The organism is Pontibacter flavimaris (genome assembly GCF_001907195.1).
GTDB classification, from domain to species: Bacteria; Bacteroidota; Bacteroidia; order Cytophagales; family Hymenobacteraceae; genus Pontibacter; species Pontibacter flavimaris.
This window is the reverse complement of the sequence record NZ_LVWA01000005.1, coordinates 19,935-40,439: the sequence shown is the minus strand read 5'-3', so window position 1 is coordinate 40,439 and position 20,505 is coordinate 19,935. Positions and strand designations below refer to the sequence as shown.

Here is a 20,505-nt window from a genome sequence, read left to right as displayed (position 1 = left end):
TATCAGCTGCGAACGGGTTGGCGCGGGCTTCTCTTCGACTTTTCATCCCTTAAACCTGCGTGATTCCCCTGGCAGCCCTCATCCACCCGCTCTCCCGCCAGCGTTCTAATCCCCTGGTAACGGACCAGGAATTTCCAATGCAGAAGCAAGTAAGGTAGCATCTGCAGTGAAAAACTTTGGTGCAACCCTACCATCATTTCTTAAATCCGTAGTATACAAAACAAAGTATAATAACATCATTCCATTATATAGGAATACAGCCCACATGCTACAGAATTGCTACAGATTCTGAAAATAGCTTTGCGGCTTATACTTAAGAGTAAGGTTTTGCACCCGGCCCAGGCCAAAAACAGCAAAGGGATGGAAGCTCCGCCACGCATACTTGTAACCGGCAGCGCCGGGTTTATCGGCCATCACCTGGTAATGGCCCTGCAGCGCCATGCCTCTTTTGTGATGGGCCTCGACAACCTGAACAGCTATTACGACCCGGAGCTGAAGTATAAGCGGCTGGCCCAGCAGGGTTTTAGCCGGGAGGAGATCAGCCAGGGCACCCCAGCCCAAAGTATAAAATCGCCCAACCTGTACTTCACACGGCTCGATATTGCCGATGCGCCAGCCCTGCAGCAACTCTTCGAAGTGCACCGGTTCGATGTGGTGATTAACCTCGCCGCGCAGGCCGGGGTGCGCCATAGCCTCGACCACCCGGAGGAGTACGTGACCAGCAACCTGGTGGGCTTTGCCAATGTGCTGGAGTGCTGCCGCCGCCATCAGGTAAAGCACCTGCTCTTCGCCTCCTCCAGTTCGGTCTACGGGCTGAATGAGCAGACGCCCTTCAGCACCAGCCACCGCACCGACGCACCTGTCTCGTTCTATGCCGCCACCAAGAAGGCCAACGAGGTGATGGCCCACAGCTACGCGCACCTCTACGGCATCCCGACCACCGGCCTGCGCTTTTTCACCGTCTACGGTCCCTGGGGCAGGCCCGACATGGCCTACTACAGCTTTGCCCAGGCGATCATGGCAGATAAACCGATCCGAATCTTTAACCACGGCGACATGCTGCGCGATTTTACGTATGTGGACGACGTGGTGGAGGGCATCGTAAAGCTGCTGGAAGTAAAGCCGGAACCAGCGCCAGTTCCGTACAAACTCTACAACATTGGCCATAACAAGCCCGAGCAGCTGCTGGAGATGGTGGCAATTCTGGAGCGCCTGCTGCAGCGCAAGGCCAGCTTAGACCTGCAGCCCATGCAGCCGGGCGATGTGCAGACCACGTACGCAGAGGTGGAGGAACTGGCGCGTGTCACCGGCTTCCGCCCGCACACCACGCTGGCGCAGGGGCTACAGCAGTTTGTGGCGTGGTTTAAGGCGTATCACCAGGTGCAGGAGGTGCCGCAGCTGGTGGTGCAGTAACCGGGGCCGCCGCCCCGGATGCATCGTGTATACGTTTGGATTCGGGCGAGCCAATGCCCTAAACATGGAGACAATACGCGCGGCTAAAAGTAGTGGGTAAAGTATGAACTTTGCCGCTGCGGCTGCTGTAAAAGAATTTATACTTTTGATAATTAAGTAAGCAGATGCCTGAAAGTACTTTAGAGTCGGTATCATTGACCGTGCTGGTGCCGGTATTTAACGAGGAGGGCTGCCTGCAGCGCTTCCGCGAGGCCATGGACGCCTTTCTGGCGCAGTCGCCGGTGCCCACGCAGGTGCTTTTTGTAAACGATGGCTCCACCGACAGCAGCCTGGACCAGATCCGCGAAATCTGCCACGGCAGCGCTGGCTACAGCTTCCTTTCCCTGGACCGCAACCACGGCCTGAGCACCGCCATCAAAGCCGGCATCGACCACTGCCAGACCACCCACATCGGCTACATCGACTCCGACCTGCAAACCTCCCCGCTGGACTTTATGCTGCTGCTGGAGCATGTGCCCCACCACGAGATGGTCATCGGCATTCGCGCCCGGCGCAAGGATACCTTTATCAAGAAGATCTCCTCTAAAATTGCCAACGGCTTCAGGAGGTACATGATCAACGACGGCATCGTGGACACGGGCTGCCCGCTCAAGATCATGGACGCGGCCTACGCCAAACGGGTGCCTTTCTTTGACGGGATGCACCGCTTTCTGCCGGCGCTGCTGCAGCTGCAGGGCGCCAGCATCAAGCAGCTGCCTGTGCAGCACTTCGAGCGCTTTGCCGGTTATTCCAAGTACCACCTCTTCAACCGCCTGTGGGGCCCGCTCAACGACACGTTTGCCTTCCGGTGGATGCGCAGGCGCTACATACGCTATGGCATCGCAGAAGCATACAAAAACCAGCCTGCCGTAGTTGATGGACGTATCTGAGCTGCTGATCTACGGCGTGGGCCTGCTGGCGCAGCTGCTGTTCTCGGCACGCATCCTCATCCAGTGGGTGACGTCAGAAAAGGCCGGCCGCGTGCTCTCCCCCGCCTCCTTCTGGACCACCAGCCTGCTGGCCTCCGTCCTGCTGATGACCTACGGCGCGCTGCGGAACGACATTGTGATCGTGGGCGGCCAGCTTGTCTCCTACTTCATCTATGTGCGCAACATCAAGCTAAAGCACGTATGGGAGGGGCTTTCCTGGCCGGTGCGCTGGGGCGCCCTGCTCTTCCCCTTCGCGGCTACCGGCTGGCTGCTCTGGAGCGACACCTACAGCTTCAGCTACATCATGGAGCACAGCAAAGTCTCGGGCGTGCTGATCGCCTGGGGCGGCGCCGGGCAGTTTATCTTCACGATGCGCTTTGTGTACCAGTGGTGGTGCTCGGAAAGGCTGCAGGAGTCGGTCATCCCGCTCGGTTTTTGGGTCATTAGCCTGGCAGGCAGCCTCATGATCATCTCTTACGCCGCGCTGCGGCTGGACCCGGTGCTGTTTCTGGGGCAGGTATTTGGTGTAGTGGCTTATACTCGTAACTTTATGCTGGGGCTGCGCGAACAACGGTCGGCCCCTAAACCATCCACCACGAGCTAAACCTTAGATGCTGCCACTCCGCAAAGACCGCTCAGACCAGTCACTCCTTGGTCTGTTGCTTGTGCTGTTTCTGCTTTTGCTGTTAAACTTAGGGGGATGGGGCGTGGTAGAGACCAGCGAGGCCCGCTACGCCGAGATCAGCCGTGCCATGTGGCAAAGCGGCGACCTGCTGCACCCGCGCCTGCTGGGCATCCAGCATTATCATAAACCTCCGCTCACCTACATCATCACGTCCTATGGGATGGAGCTTTTCGGGCCGAATGCCTTCGGCGCGCGCTTTTTCCTGCAGCTCTCGCTCGTGTTGCAGGTATGGCTGGTGTATCTCATTGGCAAACAGATTTTCAGCAGCCCCCGGCAGGCGCTCCTGGCCGCTGTGGTGTACCTCACCATTCCGGCGGTGCTCATCTCGGCCCGCAACCTCACCACCGACTCGTTCCTGGCTACCTTTGAGCTGGCGGCCATCCTGGCGTGGCTAAAGTATAAAACCAGGGCGGAAATTGGCTGGCTCTACTTCTTTTACCTGCTGCTGGCGCTGGCCTTCCTGACCAAAGGCCCGGTGGGGCTAATTTTTCCGGTGCTGGTGGCCATCGGGTTTGGGGGAAATTATACTTCAGACATCGGCCATACTTCCGGCTGGCACCACCTGCCGGCGCTCCTGCTGTTCCTGGCGCTGGGCAGCTCCTGGTATGTATACCTGATGCTGCAGGACCCGCAGTTCGTGGATTACTTCCTGTTTAAGCATACGGTGCAGCGCTACGCCAACCCCGAGACTTTTGGCCGCTCCAAGCCCTGGTGGTTTTACCTGGTGCTGGCCCCTGCCCTTAGCCTGCCGTGGTCAGGTATACTGCTGGCACAGCTGGGCAGGCTCAAAAAAATGCCGTCCCGGCTGAAGCGCCTTTTTATACTTTGGATTCTGGTGCCACTGGTGTTCTTCTCCTTCTCCGGCTCCAAGCTTATACTTTACATTCTGCCCATCTTTGCCGGACAGGCGCTGCTAACGGCGTGGCTGCTCCACCACATGGCTGAAAAAGCTGTTACAAAGGCGATGCATGCCGGGCTTTTATACTTTACGGTGCTGGCTGTGGCGCTTTTCGTGGCGCCGCTGCTGCCGGTCGGCGTTGCCCTGCCCTGGCGTGTGCTCGCGTACCCGGTCCTGATCCTGGGCGCGCTTGCCATACTTTGGACGGGCGAGCGGCAGCCGCAGCAGAAGCTGGTGTACGGGGCCCTAGTTTTCACGGCGCTGCTCCTGCCCTACTCCGCCAAACTTTTGGCGCATAACCCGCAGTTCACCAACGGCAGCCGCCCGGTTGCCGAGGTCATTACCACGCGTAGCCTGCAAGAGCGGCCGGTGCTGGTGTACAACAGGCTGCTTCCCTCACTGGCCTTTGAGCTGAATAAAAGCATTGTCTCCCTGGACGATGGCACAAGCAAGCTGGAGCGGGAGCTGCAGTTTGAGCAGGACGAGCAGTGGCGCGAGCAGCTGCTGCAGCTAAACCGCCCCGAGGACATGCAGCGCCTGAGAGAGCTGCTAGAGCAGAAGCCCGTGCTGGTGGTGAAGAACGAGCTGCCGGCAGAGCGGCAGTGGATGCTGGAGCACTTTGATGCGCAGGAGCAGGTTGGGGAGTGGGTGGTGTATTATTAGGCTGTAGGTGTTCGCGCCTCCGGAACAAGGTTTAGAGTTACTGCAGCCGCTTTAGTTAAAGTATAAATTCTATAGCTGCAGGTATAGCGCGGACAGGTCGCGACCTGTCCCTACAGGTGTAAACTCCTCCCCCAACCTTCCCGAGATGAGAATTTATACTTGCTCCATTTTCTGTCATCCTGAAAGGATCTTGTGGGGAGGGAGGTGAAGCTGAAACTACTGGGAAGTACATGTTTCATAGTTGCTATAGTCCAACCACCCCTAACCCCTCCTTATCTAAGGAGGGGAGTCTGTGATTACTGGTGCTGAAATATAAGTTTCATTGCTTGAGGGATTGGAGGAACATCCCCCTACACCTTTCAAAGGGGACTTTGGTTCATGTTGCATAGTAGGTAGCTATCGAACTGCTACCCAGTCCTTGGGTTGAGCGCCTTGTAGATTTCCGGTGCCGCCTTGGCGGCATTGCGACAGCAAAGGAAATGTACACAGCGCGATGCCAAAGGACGAGCCCTCCCGGGCTTGAGGGAGCCAAAGCCAGAAATGAAACGGTTGATTTGTGGGAACTAGAGGATTAGCGGCAGCTAATAAGTATAGCTTGTATCAGGTTGCAGAAAGCGGCGGCTATGAAAGTATAAACATAGTTCAAGTTACAGAAAGCAGGTGCTGAAGGCACAAGCGGACGCTTGCGCCAGACAAGTATAAAAGTATAGCTCAGTTATAAAATCCTACTAACCCTTCATCCTGTAAATCCTGATGCAGATATATATGAGCTTTGGCTCACGCGGACTAGGAAATCCGCAGCAGGCAGAGTTCCCGACAAGGATGTCCGGAACAGCAAGTATAAATGTATAAACCGCCTGAAAACAAAAAAGGCTAACCCCTAAAGATTAGCCTTTTCATGATTTAGTGTGCGCAAGAAAGGACTCGAACCTTCACACCTTGCGGAACTGCCGCCTGAAGACAGCGCGTCTACCAATTTCGCCACTTGCGCGTACTTCACTATATCAACTTAACGTCCCCAAAACCCTTTAACCCTTTGTGTTGATTGGGAGTGCAAAAGTAATGGCTGGGTTTCAGGAAAACAATACCCGCTCGCATAAATTTATTCTTTTTCTGCCGGCTCCTCCATCAGTATGGGCGTAATCTCTTTGCCGGAGACCCGCTCCATGCGGTGCAGCACCGATATCCCCATGATAACCCACAGAAAACCAGCCGCCAGGCCTGCCAACACGTCGGTTGGGTAGTGCACCCGCAGGTAAATCCGGCTGAAGCCGATCAGGAGCACAAAAATACTGAGCCCTACAATCAGCGTGTTCCGCAGGCGCACGTCCTTCACGTTGTGCCAGGCCAGGTAAATCAGCAAGCCGTAAAAGGAGGCCGCCACCATGCTATGGCCGCTCGGGAAACTCAGGCCCGAGGCCTCCACCAGCGGCGACATAGGGCGCGCCCGGTCGAAAAAGTACTTCAGGACGAGGTTGAGCGTGATGCTGCCCAGCGCCACCACCGGCACCTTGAGGGAATTCCAGCGGTGCTTGCGCACAAACAGGTAAAAGCCGATTAGGGCCAGCGCCGCCGGCGTGAGGAACTGCCCGGAGCCAAAGAAGGTGATGAACTTGATGAAACCGTCCATAAACGGACTGCTCAAGCTGGCGGCAAAGGCAAAGCCCGCCTCATCCAGCCATACTTTATCGCCCGCCATGATCTCGCGCCCCAGGTACAGAAACACGATGATGCAGACCAGGAACAGCAGCCAGATGAACACCAGCTCCACCGTGAAGAGGGCCGCCGAGGCCGCTATCCGTTTATAGAAAGTTCGTATCATACCGTTGCAGGTTTACTTTAAACAACGTATCTCTACCGGGCACGGATTTACCCGTGCCCCGGTAATTCTTCAGGGAACACTATACGTAAACTATGAAAAACAGCATCAGGTTGTTTGCGGCCGCGCCGCTGCCCCCCGACCTGCAGGAGAAACTGGCCGGGCACCTGGCGCACTTCGAGCACCCGAGCCTGCGCATTCTGCCGCAGCAGAACCTGCACCTCACGCTCTACTTTATCGGCAACGTGCCGGAGAACGAGCTGCCAGGTATAAAAGAGCGGATTGTCCGGGTGGCGCAGCGGCACGAGCCCTTCACGCTGCAGTTTGAGCGCACCGAGCCTGGTCCCAAGCCACGGCACCCCCGGCTCATCTGGGCGCGCTTTGCCCCGCATCCGGCCTTTGAGGCCCTGAGCCGCGAGCTGACAGAGATGTTGGCAGAGCAGCCGCCGGCACAGCAAAAATCCATCCCGCATATTACCCTGGCACGCTACCGCAAGGACGCGCAGCCCCCCAAGCAGCTGCCCGCCATTACCTCGGAAGAACCGCTGGTGCTGCCGGTGCGGGAGGTGGCGCTGTGGCAATCGGTGCTGGGCGCGCCGCACCCCTCCTATTCTGTGTTAGAACGCTATCCGTTAGGCTAAAACCTGCGCCCGCCAATTGCAGTAAAACAGGCTGCACCCAACCACCTAATGAACCAAAAAATGAACGAAAAGGAGCTTACAGAGCTGATGATGGGCCTGAAGGACAAAGGGCTGACGGTTGCTTTTGCCGAGAGTTGCACGGCCGGCATGCTGGCCTCTGAATTTGTGAAAGCCAAGGGCAGCAGCGAGGTGCTGAAAGGCAGCCTGGTGGTGTACCAGCCGGAGGTGAAGCAAAAACTGCTGGGCGTGAAGAAGGAAACGCTGGACCTGTACACCGCTGAGTCGCAGCAGGTAACCAACGAGCTGGTGATGGGCCTGCGGAAGCTTCTGGGCGCGGACATCAGTATCGCCACCACCGGCCTGGCCGGCCCCGGCGGTTCCGAAACCGAGGAAAAGCCCGTGGGCACCATGTTCGTCAGCTTCCTGTATGACGGCAAGGCCGAGGAGTTCCGGGAGGTTTTTAAAGGCAACACCGAAAGCGTGCGCAAGCAGCTCGTCGATTTTATCTTTGATAAACTAAAAGGCGTGGTGGAGCAGCATTACAACCGCTAATCGTTATTTTGCGCCTTCACCCACTGCCCATACCTTGCCCCAGCTCCCCGACAGCGGATTTAACCGAGTAGCCTTTTTCTATGATGCCCTGGCGCGGCTGGTGTACGGCCACACGCTGCAGCAGGCACAGCTGGCGCTGCTGCCCTTCGTGCCGCGGCAGGCGCGGGTGCTGGTGATAGGCGGCGGCACCGGCTGGCTGCTGGAGCAACTCCTGCAAACAGGCAAACGGCTGGACATACTATACCTGGACGCCGCCCCGGCCATGCTGCAGCGCGCCCGGCAGAAGTATGAAAAGTATAGAAACCCTCATACCTGCCACGTTACTTTCCGGCTGGGCACCGAGCAAAGTATACTTCCGCAGGAGCAGTTCGACGTCCTCATTACCCCTTTCCTGCTGGATCTTTTCCCGCCGCAGCGCCTGCACCAGCTCATGTATAAACTAGCCTCGGCCCTGGCCCCCGGCGGCCAGTGGCTTTTTGCTGATTTCTGGCCCGTGCAGCAGCCCCCGCCCTGGTGGCAGCGGCTCCTCATAAAAGGCATGTATACTTTCTTTGGGTTGATGAGCGATGTGCAGGCCAGGCAACTACCCGATTATCGCGCCCATTTTACAGCGCTGGGACTGGAGCAAAAGTATAGCCAGACGTTCTACGGCGGCATGGTGCAGACCAAAGCGTTTGGGAGAGTTGAGGAGTTTGGGAGTTAGAAAGTTAGAGGGTTAAAAAGTTAGAAAGTTATGGAGCATATAAGATTGCTCCTTAGAGGTAGATAAAGATAGAGGTACCTGGCAACACATAATTGATAACTGCTAACTGTTAACTGATAATTGATTAGAGTTGCTCCCCCATTTGCCAATCCCTATATTTATACTTTCAACTATACTGATATAAGCAATGAAACCTACATTATACGGGCTCCTGGGCCTGGCGCTGAGCCTGGGGGCACAGCCGGCACTGGCGCAGCAGCAGGTAAGGTATCAACTCTCGTTCCCGAACGCAGTGCACCACGAGGCAGAGATAAATGTTTCCTTTTCTGATATTCAGACCGATACCCTGAAAGTGTTGATGCCACGCTCCTCGCCGGGGCGCTACGCCATCCATGAGTTTGCCAAGAACGTGTACAACGTGCGGGCCTCGAACGCGCAAGGGCAGCCGCTGCAGCTCCTGCGCCTGAACACCAGCGAGTGGGCTGTGCTGGGCCACGACGGCAGCGCCTCCATCAGCTATACCTTATTTGCCGACCATGCCGACGGCACCTATGCCGGCGTGGACGAAACGCACGCCCACCTGAACGCGCCTGCCAGCCTGATGTATGCGCGCGGTTTCGAGGAGGCGCCGGCCTACGTCACGTTTCACATCCCTGAGGGCAGCAACTGGAAGGTGGCCACCCAGCTGCGGCAGGAAGAGGGCAACACCTACTTCGCCCCTAACTTCCAGTACCTGATGGATAGCCCCACCGAGCTCAGCGACTTTGATTTTGCCGAGTGGACGGTACATGACGGCGGTAAACCCAAAACCATACAGGTGGCACTGCACCACCAGGGCACCCAGGAGCAGTTTCAGGAGTACGTGGATCACACCAAGGCCATTGTGGCCGAGCAGCAGGCAGTATTCGGGCAGTTGCCCGACTTTGACTTCGGCCGCTATACTTTTATTGGCTGTTACATGCCGCAGGCCGCCGGCGATGGCATGGAGCACCGCAACTCCACCATCCTCACCAGCTCCAGGCCACTGGCCTCCGCCATGGGCCCGCTGCTCAACACGGTGTCGCATGAGTTCTTCCATGCCTGGAACGTGGAGCGCATCCGCCCGCAATCCCTGGAACCGTTCAACTTCCAGGAGGCGAACATGAGCGAGGCGCTGTGGCTGGCCGAGGGCTTTACCAGCTACTACGGCGACCTGACGATGACCCGCAGCGGCATCTACGACCTGAAAAAGTATGCGTCTGACCTAGCCGGGGACCTGAATTACGTGCTGCTCTCGCCGGGGCGGCAGTACCACAGCCTGGTGGAAATGAGCCGGCAGGCCCCCTTTGTGGACGCCGCCCGATCCGTGGATCCCGTGAACCGCCACAACACCTTTATCTCCTACTACACCTACGGCAGCATGCTGGGCCTGGCCCTGGACATGACCCTGCGCCAGCAGTACGACAAAACGCTGGATGACTTTATGCAGGCCCTCTGGCTAAAGTATGGCGTTCCCGAAAAGCCCTATTCCATGGCTAACGTGCAGGAGACATTGGCAGCGGTAAGTGGCGACGCCGCGTTTGCAAAGCGTTTCTTTGAGCAAAGTGTGTTCGGCAGCGCGTTGCCGGACTATGCGCCCCTGCTGGCCGGCGTGGGGCTGGAGCTGCGCAAGGCCAAACCGGGGGAGGCGACCCTGGGCCAGTTGTACCTGGATTACAAGGACGAGGGCGCAGTGATCCGGAATGGCACCTATGTGGGCTCCGAAGCCTATAAAGCCGGCTTGGAGCGGGGCGATGTGCTCCTGACGCTCGATGGCCGCAAGATCAGAAAAGAGAAAGACCTGCAAAAGGCACTGAAGAACCGCAAGCCGGGCGAAAGTATGGCCCTCACCTATAGCCGCCTGGGCCAGCCGCGCCAGGCCACGCTGGTGCTGGAGGAGGTGCAGACGCTGGAGGTGGTGCCCTTTGAAAGTATAGGCAAGCAGCTGACGCCGGAGATAGAGGCGCGCCGGGCGGCCTGGCTGGGTTCCAAGGCGAAATAGCAGGCAAGCTATACTTTAAAGGTAGTGCCTGCGTTTTGCTTTTGAACCATCGAAGCCCTACCTTAGTATAAGAATTTATACTTGAGCCATTTCCACGTGAAAAATATATTCATAATATTACTGGCCGCTGGGCCGCTCTACGCCGGCCAAAGTATGGCCCAGGACGTGAAGCCAAGCCTGGAGGCTGCCCCCGTTCCGACCGTGGCGCAAACCGCCCCTGTAGCCGCAGCCACACCAGAGCAAACCAAGCGCAGCAAACCCGCCTGGCAGGGCCCGAAACTGAGCTATGGCCTGAACATGGGGGCCAGCATCAGCAACGGCTTTGGCAGCGCCACCTATGTGGAGCCCTCCGTGCGTTATCAGGTCAGCAACCGCTTCCGGGTAAACACCAGCCTGGCCTACGTGCATACTTCTGGCTATAACCTGCCGCTAACCGGCCCTGAGGGCAACACCGTTGTTTACCGCAACGGCGGCGGCAGCCACTACATGGCCAGCGTGGGCGTGGATTACCTGGCCAGCGATCGCCTGATCCTGAGCGGCAACATCTGGCGCGATTTCTCGAACGTGCCCGCCAACCAGTTTAATAACAACAGCTTTTACAGCCCCGGCCGCATGGGCGCCGATTTTAAGGCGACCTATAAGATCACGGAGCATTTTAGTGTCACCGGCGGTATTCGTTATACCGATGGCGCTTCGCCTTACGGTAATCATTTCTACTCACCGGCCTACGGCAGCAGGTACGGCTACTGGTAAGCGTTTAGGATACCCCACAGCAAGTATAAAAGCGCTTCCCTGTACCTGCAGGAGGCGCTTTTTTTTAGCGGCCCTTCCAAAATCAGCCTTGCATAACCTATTTTTCCGTTTCTGAAGTATATTAGTGTGATGCAAACCCAGAGGCACGACGCACGCGAGGAGCCCATATTACCCTTTGCGCTCGGCTTTCGCCAGGAAACCCTAACGAAGACAAACTTTGCAGCAGAAAAACAACCACATCCGCCACATAAAAAACGAGCGCCTCGAAACCATAAAACCCGGCTACAGAGGCAACAAAACCGTAAACGGACGCTTCGCCAATGGCGACGAGCTCTTCAACCCCGATTTCAGCCAGGTGCTGAAGTGGCAACTAAGCCGAAACCCGCAGCGGGATCAGAAGAAGCTGGACCACTACACGCCGCACGTGCAGGAAGGGAAGGATTTTCTGCACGACGAGCGCGACATGCTGGTATGGCTGGGGCACTCCTCCTTTTTCATCCGCCTCAACGGCATCACCTTCCTCACCGACCCGGCCCTGTACGACATTCCGATGTTGAAACGACGGGTAGGGACACCCTGCGCGCCGGAGGACCTCCGCAACATCGATTTCCTGCTGCTCTCCCACGCACACCGCGACCACCTCGACAAGAAATCGCTGCAGACGGTTTACGGGGCCAACCCGCAGGTAAAGGCGCTGGCCCCGCTGCGCGCCGGCGACATCCTGCGAAGTATAAACCCGCACCTGCCCTACCAGGAGGCGGGTTGGTACCAGAAGTATGACCTGGTGCCCGACAGCGTGGAGGTATACTTTATGCCCGCCTCGCACTGGCACCGCCGCGGCCTGACGGACATGAACAAGGTGCTCTGGGGCAGCTTTGTGCTGAAAACGCCCACCCACACGCTATACTTTGCCGGCGACACGGGCTTTGCCCCGCACTTCGAGGAAATAGAGGAGCTGCTCGGCCCCATGGATGTGTGCCTGATGCCGGTGGGTGCCTACAAGCCGTCGTTTCTGATGCAGAAAAGCCACCTGAGCCCGCACGAGGCCGTGAAAGCGTACAACCTGCTGCACGGCGGCACCTTCATCCCCATGCACTACGGCACTTACGACCTCTCGGACGAGCCACCGAGCGAGCCGGTGCGCCTGCTGGAGCAGATTGCCGCCTCGGGCATGCTGCAGGGGTTGCGCATCCCGGCCATCGGGGAGGCTGTGCTGCTGCAGGACCTTATTTAGGCATGGCGTGGCAGCATAGTTTTGCTATATTTGTGAATTAGAACGTTCACGAACCACTGCCTGCACTATGTCTTCAACCCTTATCATAGGCCTGATTATCGCCTACTTCTGTGTCCTGATCTTTATCTCATACCTCACCAGCCGCAACTCCGACTCTGAGACATTCTTCCTGGCCAACCGCTCCTCGCCCTGGTATGTGGTAGCTTTCGGTATGATCGGCACCTCGCTGTCGGGGGTTACGTTCGTGTCGATTCCAGGTATGGTGGCAACGGCCCAGTTTTCGTACCTGCAGTTTGTGCTGGGCTACCTGTTGGGCTACTTCGTGATTGCCACGGTACTCATGCCGCTCTATTACCGCATGAACCTGGTATCGATCTATACATACCTGGAAGACCGCTTCGGGTGGTGGTCGTACAAAACGGGTGCAGCCTTCTTCCTGCTCTCGCGCACCCTGGGGGCGGCCATCCGCCTTTTCCTGGTGGCGGGCGTGCTGCAACTTGCAGTTTTCGATGACTTTGGCATTCCCTTCTCCGTCTCCGTGCTCATCAGCATCGCCCTTATCTGGGTGTACACGTTCCGGGGTGGCATGAAAACCATTATCTGGACCGACACCTTCCAGACAACCGCCATGCTGGTGGCCGTTGGCGTCAGCATCTGGCTCATCTCCGACGAGCTGAACCTGGGTTTCCAGGGATTGATTGACACGGTACAGGCCAGCGATTACTCGCAGGTGTTTTACTGGGATTTCAAGGATAGCAAGTACTTTCTCAAGCAGTTCTTCGCCGGTGCTTTCATCGCCATCGTGATGACGGGCCTGGACCAGGACATGATGCAGAAGAACCTGAGCTGCAAAAACCTGGGCGATGCCCAGAAGAACATGTTCTGGTTCAGCATCATCCTGGTGTTCGTGAACATCCTGTTCCTGGCGCTGGGCGCTTTGCTTTACATCTACGCCAACGCCAAGGGCATTGCCCTGCCGGAGCGCGGCGATGATGTGTTCCCGTTCCTGGCCCTGAACCACTTCTCATACTTTGCGGGCATCGTGTTTATACTTGGCATCATCGCCATCACCTACGCCTCCGCCGACTCGGCGCTCACGGCGCTGACCACCTCCTTCTGCGTGGACTTCCTTAACTTCAAGGACCGTCCGGAGCAGGAGCGCGTGCGCCTGCGCTACATCGTTCACGCCGGCATGTCCGTGCTGATGGGCGTTGTGATCATCATTTTTGATATCCTGAACAACGACAGTGTGGTAACCGCCGTGTTTAAGGTGGCCGGTTATACGTACGGGCCACTGCTGGGCCTTTATACTTTCGGCATCTACACCAGGCGGGCCGTGCGCGACAAGCTTGTGCCTGCCGTTTGCATCATCGCGCCGCTGCTTACCCTCATCCTGAGCTATAACTCCGTGGACTGGTTCTGGGGCTACGAGTTCGGCTTCGAGGTGCTGATCCTCAACGGCCTGCTCACCTTCATCGGCCTGATGGCGGTTTCCACGGGCAAGATCGACGAACTGGAACTGGCCCGGGAGCAAACCACGGTTTAGGCTTTTCCAGGCTTTCAAACGCCCTCTTCCGTTCTTCGGAGGAGGGCGTTTGCTTTATTCACCAGCTTCTTCGCAATGGACTGCACCTTCCCTTAAAAACAGGAGAGGGAGTTTTCGCTGTGCCGGTTCCTCACCCCAGCTTTCACCCCTCCCCAACCCTCCCCTAAAAACAGGGGAGGGGGCTTTGCAATACCGGGTCCAACCACCCCTGCCCCTCCTTATCTAAGGTGGGGAATCTGTAGTTGCTTTGGCTGAAGTATAAGTTGCATAGTCAAAGTATAAACACCCCTATAGTCCCCTCAAGGGGACAGTTGTAATAGCAGAAGCTATCGAATCTGATCCCAGTCCTTGGGTTGAGCGCCTTGTGAGATTCCGGTGCCCTGAAAGGGCATTGCGACGCAGGAGCAAAGGAAGGGAACACAGCGCGATGCCCGAGGACGAGCCCTCCCGGGCTAGAGGGAGCCAAAGTATGATGTGCAACGGTAGGCAAGTGAGTCTGGAGGATCAGCGAAAGCTAGAAAGTATAGCCTGTTTCCAGTTGCAGGAGGCTGAGGCCAGGGAAGTATAGCCGAAGTAAAAAGTACAGTTCAAGTATAAGTATGGCTTTTCAAGCCTGTCAAGTCAGAGACCCGACATCATCCGCAGGACACAAGTCTGGAGACTTGCGCCAGAGAAAGTATATAAGTATGGCTGCAAGTATAAAGTATAAAAAATCACAGTTAGCCAGCGGCAGTAGCAGTGGCAACCTGTACAACCGGCTACTACCAGAAGATCAGAAAAGCGCTTGGGTACAGTTGCAACCTGAAACGCCGCCGCCGATCCGCTACAAACCACCCGTACTTTCCCACATATTGCTTACCTTTGCAATATTTTGCGGGCAGGTGGCATCTTCTAGCGGGTTTAGCTGTTATACCACCGTCCCTTACAGGCAGGCCGGACTCACTTGGCCGGCCAGGCTTTTACACATTTTAAGCAGCTCATAATTAATGGCAAAACGCGGATTCGGGTCTAGCGGCGAACAGGATAAAGAAGGCAGAAAGAAGATCACCAGAGAGAATTTTCGCCGGGGCCTCCAGATCTTTGGCTACGTACTTCCCTACAAGTATAAATTCATCATCGGCCTCGTGTTCCTGGCCCTCTCCAGCCTTACCATGATGGCCTTCCCTTACCTGGTAGGTAAGCTTTTCGATTCCTCCAACGATGCCATCAGCCCGCTTCAGGACATCAACCTGATCGCCATGGGGCTTTTTGCCGTCATCCTGCTGCAGGGTATCTTCTCCTTCTTCCGGGTATACTTTTTTGCGCAGGTAAGCGAGAACGCCGTGGCCGACATCCGCCGCGACCTCTACAGCAAATTCGTGCAGCTGCCCATCTCTTTTTATGAGAAACGCCGCGTAGGCGAGATCACCAGCCGCATCACCACCGATGTGGCGCAGGTGCAGGATGCCATGTCCATCACGCTGGCCGAGCTCTTCCGCCAGATCACCACGCTGATTGTGGGGGTTATCGTCATCATGTGGACCTCCATCAAGCTCTCGCTGTTCATGCTGGCCACCTTCCCGGTGCTGGTGGCGCTGGCGCTCGTGTTTGGCCGCAAGATCAAGATGCTCTCCCGGAAAACGCAGGACGAGCTGGCCAACACCAACGTGATCGTGGAAGAGACGCTCCAGGCCATAAACACCGTGAAGGCCTTTACCAACGAGATGTTCGAGGTAGGGCGCTACAGAACCACCCTGGATAAAGCCGTGAAAACAGCCATTACAGGGGCCTACTACCGGGGTGCTTTCATCACCTTTATCATCGTGGGCCTTTTCGGGGGCATCATCCTGGTGATCTGGTACGGCGTGACGCTGGTGGCCAATGGCGACATCGCGCAGGGTGATCTGGTTTCCTTTGTCTTGTATACCGTGTTTATAGGTGCCTCCGTGGGCGGTTTGGGTGATCTTTACGGAAAGGTGCAGGCCGCGCTGGGCGCTACGGAGCGCATCCTGGAGATCCTGCAGGAAGAGGAGGAACCGACCGATAAAAGTATAAAAGCACTGAGCCAGGTGCCGCGCGTGAACGGGGACATCAGCTACAGGAACGTGGCTTTCTCCTACCCTACCCGCCCCGATTTGCAGGTGCTGCGCGATATCAGCTTTACCGTGAGGGCAGGCGAGAAAGTCGCGCTGGTGGGCCCCAGCGGGGCCGGTAAGTCTACCATCATACAACTGCTGATGCGCTACTACGACCTCTCGGGGGGAAGTATAACGGTGGACGGCCGCGATATCCGCCACATGAACATGACCGAGCTGCGCGGAAACATCGGGGTGGTGCCGCAGGAGGTGCTGCTGTTCGGGGGCACCATCCGCGAGAACATCGCCTACGGCCGCCCGGAGGCATCGGAGGCGGAGATCATCGAGGCCGCCCGCAAAGCCAACGCCTACGACTTTATCGTGTCGTTTCCGGAAGGGTTCGATACCCTGGTGGGCGAGCGCGGCATCAAGCTCTCGGGGGGGCAGCGGCAGCGCGTGGCCATTGCCCGTGCCATCCTGAAGAACCCGGCCATACTTATACTGGACGAGGCCACCAGCGCCCTCGACTCCGAGTCGGAGAGCCTGGTGCAGCTGGCCATGGACGAGCTGATGAAGGGCCGCACCACCATCGTGATCGCCCACCGCCTGGCCACCATCCGCAAGGTGGATAAGATCCTGGTGATCGAGAACGGCGAGATTGTAGAGGAAGGCTCGCACGAGGTGCTGTCCATGAACCCGGATGGCATGTACGCCAACCTGCTGCGGCTGCAGTTTGAGCTAAGCTGAGAAAGTTAAAGAGTTGGGGAGTTTAGGAGTTAGAGAGTTGTAGAGATGCAATACCTTGCGTCTTAAATGTTAGAAAGTTAAGCTTGGACAAAGTATAAAAGGCGCGGATTAGCTTCAGTTATGTTGTCAGCCTGAAAGGATCTTGGTAGCTGGCAGTATAGGCTTAACACCTTGAAGCAAGCCCACGCTGTTCCATTAGGTTTTTTGCAGAATGATGACTTTTTATACTTCAAGCTGATTCTGTTCTCATACGTTGAGTTTCTATAAAACATAAAATCCTGCTGTGGCACTGGCTGCAGTAGGATTTTATACTTTATAGATATACTTTAGGCGATATTTAAGTATAAGCTGCCCTGATGCACCCTATTTCCAAACTTACCCTGAAGTATAGCTTCCTGTTTTCGTTGCTGCTGTTGGCAGGCCTGGCCCAGGCGCAGCGCTACCCCGGCAGCTTTACGGCCCGCAACGCCTATTACCTGGAGATCAGCGGTTCCTCCGATACCTACTCCTTTAACTTCGACCGTGTTCTTTACCAGCGCTATAGCTTTAAGGCTGCCCTGCGCGCGGGCATCGGCACCAACCTCTTCTTTCAGGAGGGGGAGCCGGGCGTGTACCCTATCGTGCCGGTGGAGGCCCTGGGCATGGTGGGTGGCACGCAGAACCACGTGGAATTCGGCCTGGGCTATACCCGCCGCTTTACCGACCACCCGGACCTGATGCAGAACATGTACTTTACCCGCGTGGGCTTCCGCTACCAGGATCCGCGCGGGGGACTGGTGGTCAGGCTGGCGGTTACCCCGTTCATCTCCCCGGAAAACAAATCCGACACGCCGGGGCTGGCGGTGGTGCCCCGGTTCGGCCTGAGCGTGGGCCGCAGCTTCTGACGGCGCGCCTGCGGAGCCTATTCCTTCAGCAGGAATGGCTGTGACGCCCCTTCCGCTATTTCAAGCCCCCACTTTTGTAGGATGGGCTCCTCCAGCGCCTTTTCTCTGTACGCATCCGGCGTCATGATCGGGATGCCGTAGACAACAGGATAGTACCTGCTGCACGCGGGGCAGGTCAGCAGGGCCTCTTTGATTTCCCCGTCTTCGTGCTGTGCAAAAATCCGGATGTTAAGGTCGTGCTTATCAATGGGACAGCACAGTTTATTTAAGAGCGATGCATTCATGGTTTATACTTGTTTAAGGCGTGATGATAAGCCGCGGCGGACTCTTTGGCCGACGCAGCGTTCAGGATACCGGAGATAACCGCCACCCCGTCGAAGTCCAGCTCCTTTAGGAGAGGCAGATTTTCTGTTGTGATGCCGCCGGACAGAAAGAGCGGCATCTGTGTCATTTTTCGGGCCTCCCTGATCGTTTCCGGCCGCACAAGCTCACAGCTACCCGCCGAGGACGAAGGAAATATCGCGCAGAAGGATACATAGTCCAGATGGTTCTGGCTGGCCCAGCGTACCACGTCCAGGTTGTTGCTGCAGGTAATCCCGGTGATAAACTCCCGTCCTACTGCGTTCTTTATACTTTCAAAGTTCGCGGGAATATCATCAAAATGAACACCGGACAGTTCGGTGTCTTGCAGCAACTCCCACGCTTCGTTTATCAGCACCGGCACCCGTAAGGCACCGGCAACATCAACCAGGCTTTTGATGAGGGCTTTTTTATCAGCCTCGGTGTAGCCGGCAGGCCAGTGATTCCAGACCTGCAGTGCGCTCACGCCTCCTTCCAAAGCTTCCTTTACCTTTTGCAGCAGCACCGCCCGGTTTATACCTGGGTCCAGCACAAGGTAGACCCCACGCTTAATTTTGCTATGCTCTCTCATTTCCAATCGGCTTTCAATGCTTTAAAGAATGCGCCCCAGTAAGGATCCTTGCCATCAAAGTATAACGTGTGCTCCTCGCCATTTTCCATTACTCTGAACCCGGCTTCCTTCGGCAGCATTTCGCCTACTACCGTTGCCTTAATGGATTTGGCAGCCAAGTTCCGGATGAGTTCCTGCTCTTTTCCCGGCTTTACGGCCATCACCATGGAGCCTGCCCCAACGCAGAAGCGGTGGTCGATGCCGAATAGCCCCGTTATCTGGCGCTGCACCTCGCCCACCGGAAGGGCCTCGTTGTAAATTCTGAAGCCACAGCCGGAGGCGTTCGCCATCTCGCAGATAGCCCCCACCACGCCGCCCTCGGTCACGTCGTGCATGGCTTTCAGCTCCGCGTTGCTTTGAAGCGCCTGCTTTGCGGCCAGGGCATCGGGCAGCGAGGAGGTTTGATAGAAGTTCTCGCATCCTTTCTCCCATACTTCACGGCCCAGTTTGTTCTTCACCGTTTCCGGAAAGCTCATGGCCAGGATAGAAGTCGATACCAGGGCCGTTTCCTTGGTCACGAGCAGGATGTCTCCTGGCGCAGCCTTGTGGCTCGTCAGGATCTCGTGTAAAGGGGCCGTCAGGAACATGGTGCCGCCGCCGGAGATGGTGGAGTTCTGGCCTTCGATCTGCCCGGTGTGCCCCCCGGTAATGGCTACGCCTATCTCCTGGCAATACTGATGGATATATCCCCAATACTCCCTGAACCCCTCCAGCGAAAGGCTGGTAGGCAGGTTGAGCACGAATTGCGCATACATGGGTGCAAAGCCCGTGGAAGCCATGTCGTTGGCCAGCAGGTGCACCGACAGCCAGGCCGACTCCTTCAGCCCGATGGAAGGTATGAGCGATAGCGGGTCGCTGGACACGGCCATTCCCAGGTTATTGCCCAGGTCAATAACGGCCGTATCTACCCCAAACCGGGGCCCAACCAGCACCTCCTCCCGCTGCGCCCCGCTGTGCGGCAACAGCACATCTTTAAAAGTGGCAGCGGCCAGCTTTCCGGAATTGTCTTCAAAGGCGCTCATATCACATCGTTTAGGCGTACATACAACCCGAAGAAATCGCCGTAGGGCTGGTGCCACTGCTGCACCGGGAACCATTCGGGCAGGCCGGTGGCGGTCCATTCTACCGTATAGTCTCTCCCCTGCAAGGCTTCCGCTATCACCGCCAGGAGCTTTTTGGGCGTGTAGAAAGTGGCCGTTACGTAGAACGGGTTTTTGCTGAACATCTCCTGCACCCTTCTCCTAACCACCTTCGGGGAGTTGCGGTTCATCATGCCGAACACAATGCCATACTTGCCCACGCGCGCCGCCTCCCGGATCACCTGCACGGGGTCTTTGTAGTACTCAAAGGTGGTGATGAAGGCCAGGGCGTCAAAAGTATGGTCCTTGAACGGCATGTGGTGCGAGTCGGCCAGCACGAGGTCGCCATCGAACAGGTGCACGCCCTGCCCCAGCATGAAGGGCGAGATGTCGCCGCCGCTGGCCTCGATGCCAATTTCCTTCCACCAGCGGGTAAAGCGGGTGGTGCCGCAGCCGAACTCCAGCAGGGTCTTTACTCGCTCATCTTTCTTGACTAGCTGGCCGATTACCTTTTTCTGCCATACTTCGGCGCGCTTGTAGCGGCCTTCATACCAAAGCTCATAGGTGTCGGTGTGGTCGCGGTTAAAAAACCACTCTTCACGGCCCTGCCACTTGCGCAGGTCCTGTGTTACCAGGTCGAATTTTTGTTTTTGCAGATTGCTCACAGCAGGTATTTTAGGGTTGTAAAATAGCCTGACTGTTTAAGGCAGATAGGAAGGAGGGAACATACTTGTGCAAAGTATCCTATGAGGTTACATTTCCTACGCTGGCATTATCCAGATCAGGTTGCGGGTATCATCTCAGCCTGACAACGTTTCCGTAGTCAAGCACCCCGTGTACTTTCGCTAAGGTATGAAACTTCAGGGAGAATTAAAA

The 20,505-nt window shown here is 56.7% G+C and carries 18 protein-coding genes, 1 tRNA gene and 1 riboswitch; of the genes, 13 read left to right on the top strand and 6 right to left on the bottom strand.

The genetic code is table 11. The features are described 5' to 3' along the window. Nucleotides 1-360 precede the first annotated feature (360 nt). The 4 genes from A3841_RS08655 (at nucleotide 361) to A3841_RS08640 (ending at nucleotide 4,627) form a co-directional block, all read left to right on the top strand. Complete coding sequence (locus tag A3841_RS08655) at nucleotides 361-1,413, top strand: NAD-dependent epimerase/dehydratase family protein (protein ID WP_073852618.1); 1,053 nt, start codon at nucleotides 361-363, stop codon at nucleotides 1,411-1,413. Between the two features lie 164 nt (nucleotides 1,414-1,577). After that, nucleotides 1,578-2,342, top strand: a complete 765-nt coding sequence (locus A3841_RS08650) for a glycosyltransferase (protein ID WP_073851939.1) — start codon at nucleotides 1,578-1,580, stop codon at nucleotides 2,340-2,342. Continuing rightward, nucleotides 2,329-2,985 (top strand): lipid-A-disaccharide synthase N-terminal domain-containing protein, encoded by a 657-nt coding sequence (locus tag A3841_RS08645; RefSeq protein ID WP_073851938.1) that lies wholly within the window; start codon nucleotides 2,329-2,331, stop codon nucleotides 2,983-2,985. The genes A3841_RS08650 and A3841_RS08645 overlap by 14 nt, the downstream gene beginning before the upstream one ends. Before the next feature lie 7 nt (nucleotides 2,986-2,992). Continuing rightward, nucleotides 2,993-4,627 carry an ArnT family glycosyltransferase gene (locus tag A3841_RS08640; RefSeq protein ID WP_073851937.1) on the top strand — a complete coding sequence of 545 codons (1,635 nt, stop codon included), beginning with the start codon at nucleotides 2,993-2,995 and terminating at the stop codon, nucleotides 4,625-4,627. Nucleotides 4,628-5,536: 909 nt separating this feature from the next. On the opposite strand, the gene A3841_RS08635 is transcribed toward A3841_RS08640, so the two are convergent. Continuing rightward, nucleotides 5,537-5,618, bottom strand: a tRNA-Leu gene (locus A3841_RS08635). Between the two features lie 111 nt (nucleotides 5,619-5,729). Next, on the bottom strand, nucleotides 5,730-6,449 hold the full coding sequence (locus tag A3841_RS08630) for a phosphatase PAP2 family protein (RefSeq protein ID WP_073851936.1): 720 nt from the start codon (nucleotides 6,447-6,449) through the stop codon (nucleotides 5,730-5,732). 92 nt (nucleotides 6,450-6,541) lie between these two features. Between A3841_RS08630 and thpR the strand changes: the two genes are divergently transcribed. From thpR to A3841_RS08585, 9 genes are all read left to right on the top strand, one after another. Further along, nucleotides 6,542-7,087 carry an RNA 2',3'-cyclic phosphodiesterase gene (gene thpR, locus A3841_RS08625; protein ID WP_073851935.1) on the top strand — a complete coding sequence of 182 codons (546 nt, stop codon included), beginning with the start codon at nucleotides 6,542-6,544 and terminating at the stop codon, nucleotides 7,085-7,087. 60 nt (nucleotides 7,088-7,147) lie between these two features. Then, nucleotides 7,148-7,639, top strand: a complete 492-nt coding sequence (locus A3841_RS08620) for a CinA family protein (RefSeq protein WP_073852617.1) — start codon at nucleotides 7,148-7,150, stop codon at nucleotides 7,637-7,639. 34 nt (nucleotides 7,640-7,673) lie between these two features. Further along, nucleotides 7,674-8,342, top strand: coding sequence for a class I SAM-dependent methyltransferase (locus A3841_RS08615; protein WP_073851934.1), 669 nt, complete (start codon nucleotides 7,674-7,676; stop codon nucleotides 8,340-8,342). A 187-nt stretch (nucleotides 8,343-8,529) separates the two neighbouring features. After that, the gene (locus A3841_RS08610) at nucleotides 8,530-10,362 is read left to right on the top strand and encodes a M61 family metallopeptidase (RefSeq protein ID WP_073851933.1); all 1,833 of its coding nucleotides are present in this window, start codon (nucleotides 8,530-8,532) and stop codon (nucleotides 10,360-10,362) included. Nucleotides 10,363-10,458: 96 nt separating this feature from the next. Continuing rightward, entirely contained in the window at nucleotides 10,459-11,115 is a 657-nt protein-coding gene (locus tag A3841_RS08605) for a hypothetical protein (protein WP_235861334.1), read from the top strand. Between the two features lie 217 nt (nucleotides 11,116-11,332). Continuing rightward, nucleotides 11,333-12,349, top strand: coding sequence for an MBL fold metallo-hydrolase (locus A3841_RS08600; RefSeq protein WP_073851932.1), 1,017 nt, complete (start codon nucleotides 11,333-11,335; stop codon nucleotides 12,347-12,349). Between the two features lie 67 nt (nucleotides 12,350-12,416). Next, nucleotides 12,417-13,895 carry a sodium:solute symporter gene (locus A3841_RS08595; RefSeq protein WP_073851931.1) on the top strand — a complete coding sequence of 493 codons (1,479 nt, stop codon included), beginning with the start codon at nucleotides 12,417-12,419 and terminating at the stop codon, nucleotides 13,893-13,895. Nucleotides 13,896-14,881: 986 nt separating this feature from the next. Next, nucleotides 14,882-16,696 (top strand): ABC transporter ATP-binding protein, encoded by a 1,815-nt coding sequence (locus A3841_RS08590; protein ID WP_073851930.1) that lies wholly within the window; start codon nucleotides 14,882-14,884, stop codon nucleotides 16,694-16,696. A gap of 356 nt (nucleotides 16,697-17,052) precedes the next feature. Continuing rightward, entirely contained in the window at nucleotides 17,053-17,580 is a 528-nt protein-coding gene (locus A3841_RS08585) for a hypothetical protein (RefSeq protein WP_073851929.1), read from the top strand. A 17-nt stretch (nucleotides 17,581-17,597) separates the two neighbouring features. Here the strand turns inward: A3841_RS08585 and A3841_RS08580 are convergent, their stop codons facing one another. From A3841_RS08580 to A3841_RS08565, 4 genes are read right to left on the bottom strand one after another with little or no spacing between them, the layout of a single operon-like run. Further along, the gene (locus tag A3841_RS08580; protein WP_073851928.1) at nucleotides 17,598-17,864 is read right to left on the bottom strand and encodes a Trm112 family protein; all 267 of its coding nucleotides are present in this window, start codon (nucleotides 17,862-17,864) and stop codon (nucleotides 17,598-17,600) included. After that, the gene (locus A3841_RS08575) at nucleotides 17,861-18,511 is read right to left on the bottom strand and encodes a thiamine phosphate synthase (protein WP_073851927.1); all 651 of its coding nucleotides are present in this window, start codon (nucleotides 18,509-18,511) and stop codon (nucleotides 17,861-17,863) included. Before A3841_RS08575 ends, A3841_RS08580 begins: the two co-directional genes overlap by 4 nt. Then, a complete protein-coding gene (locus A3841_RS08570; RefSeq protein WP_073851926.1) occupies nucleotides 18,508-19,572 on the bottom strand; it encodes an AIR synthase-related protein in 1,065 nt (354 codons plus the stop codon). Before A3841_RS08570 ends, A3841_RS08575 begins: the two co-directional genes overlap by 4 nt. Beyond that, on the bottom strand, nucleotides 19,569-20,294 hold the full coding sequence (locus A3841_RS08565; protein ID WP_073851925.1) for a class I SAM-dependent methyltransferase: 726 nt from the start codon (nucleotides 20,292-20,294) through the stop codon (nucleotides 19,569-19,571). Before A3841_RS08565 ends, A3841_RS08570 begins: the two co-directional genes overlap by 4 nt. Nucleotides 20,295-20,369: 75 nt before the next feature. Next, nucleotides 20,370-20,474: riboswitch (TPP riboswitch) on the bottom strand. Between the last annotated feature and the right edge of the window lie 31 nt (nucleotides 20,475-20,505).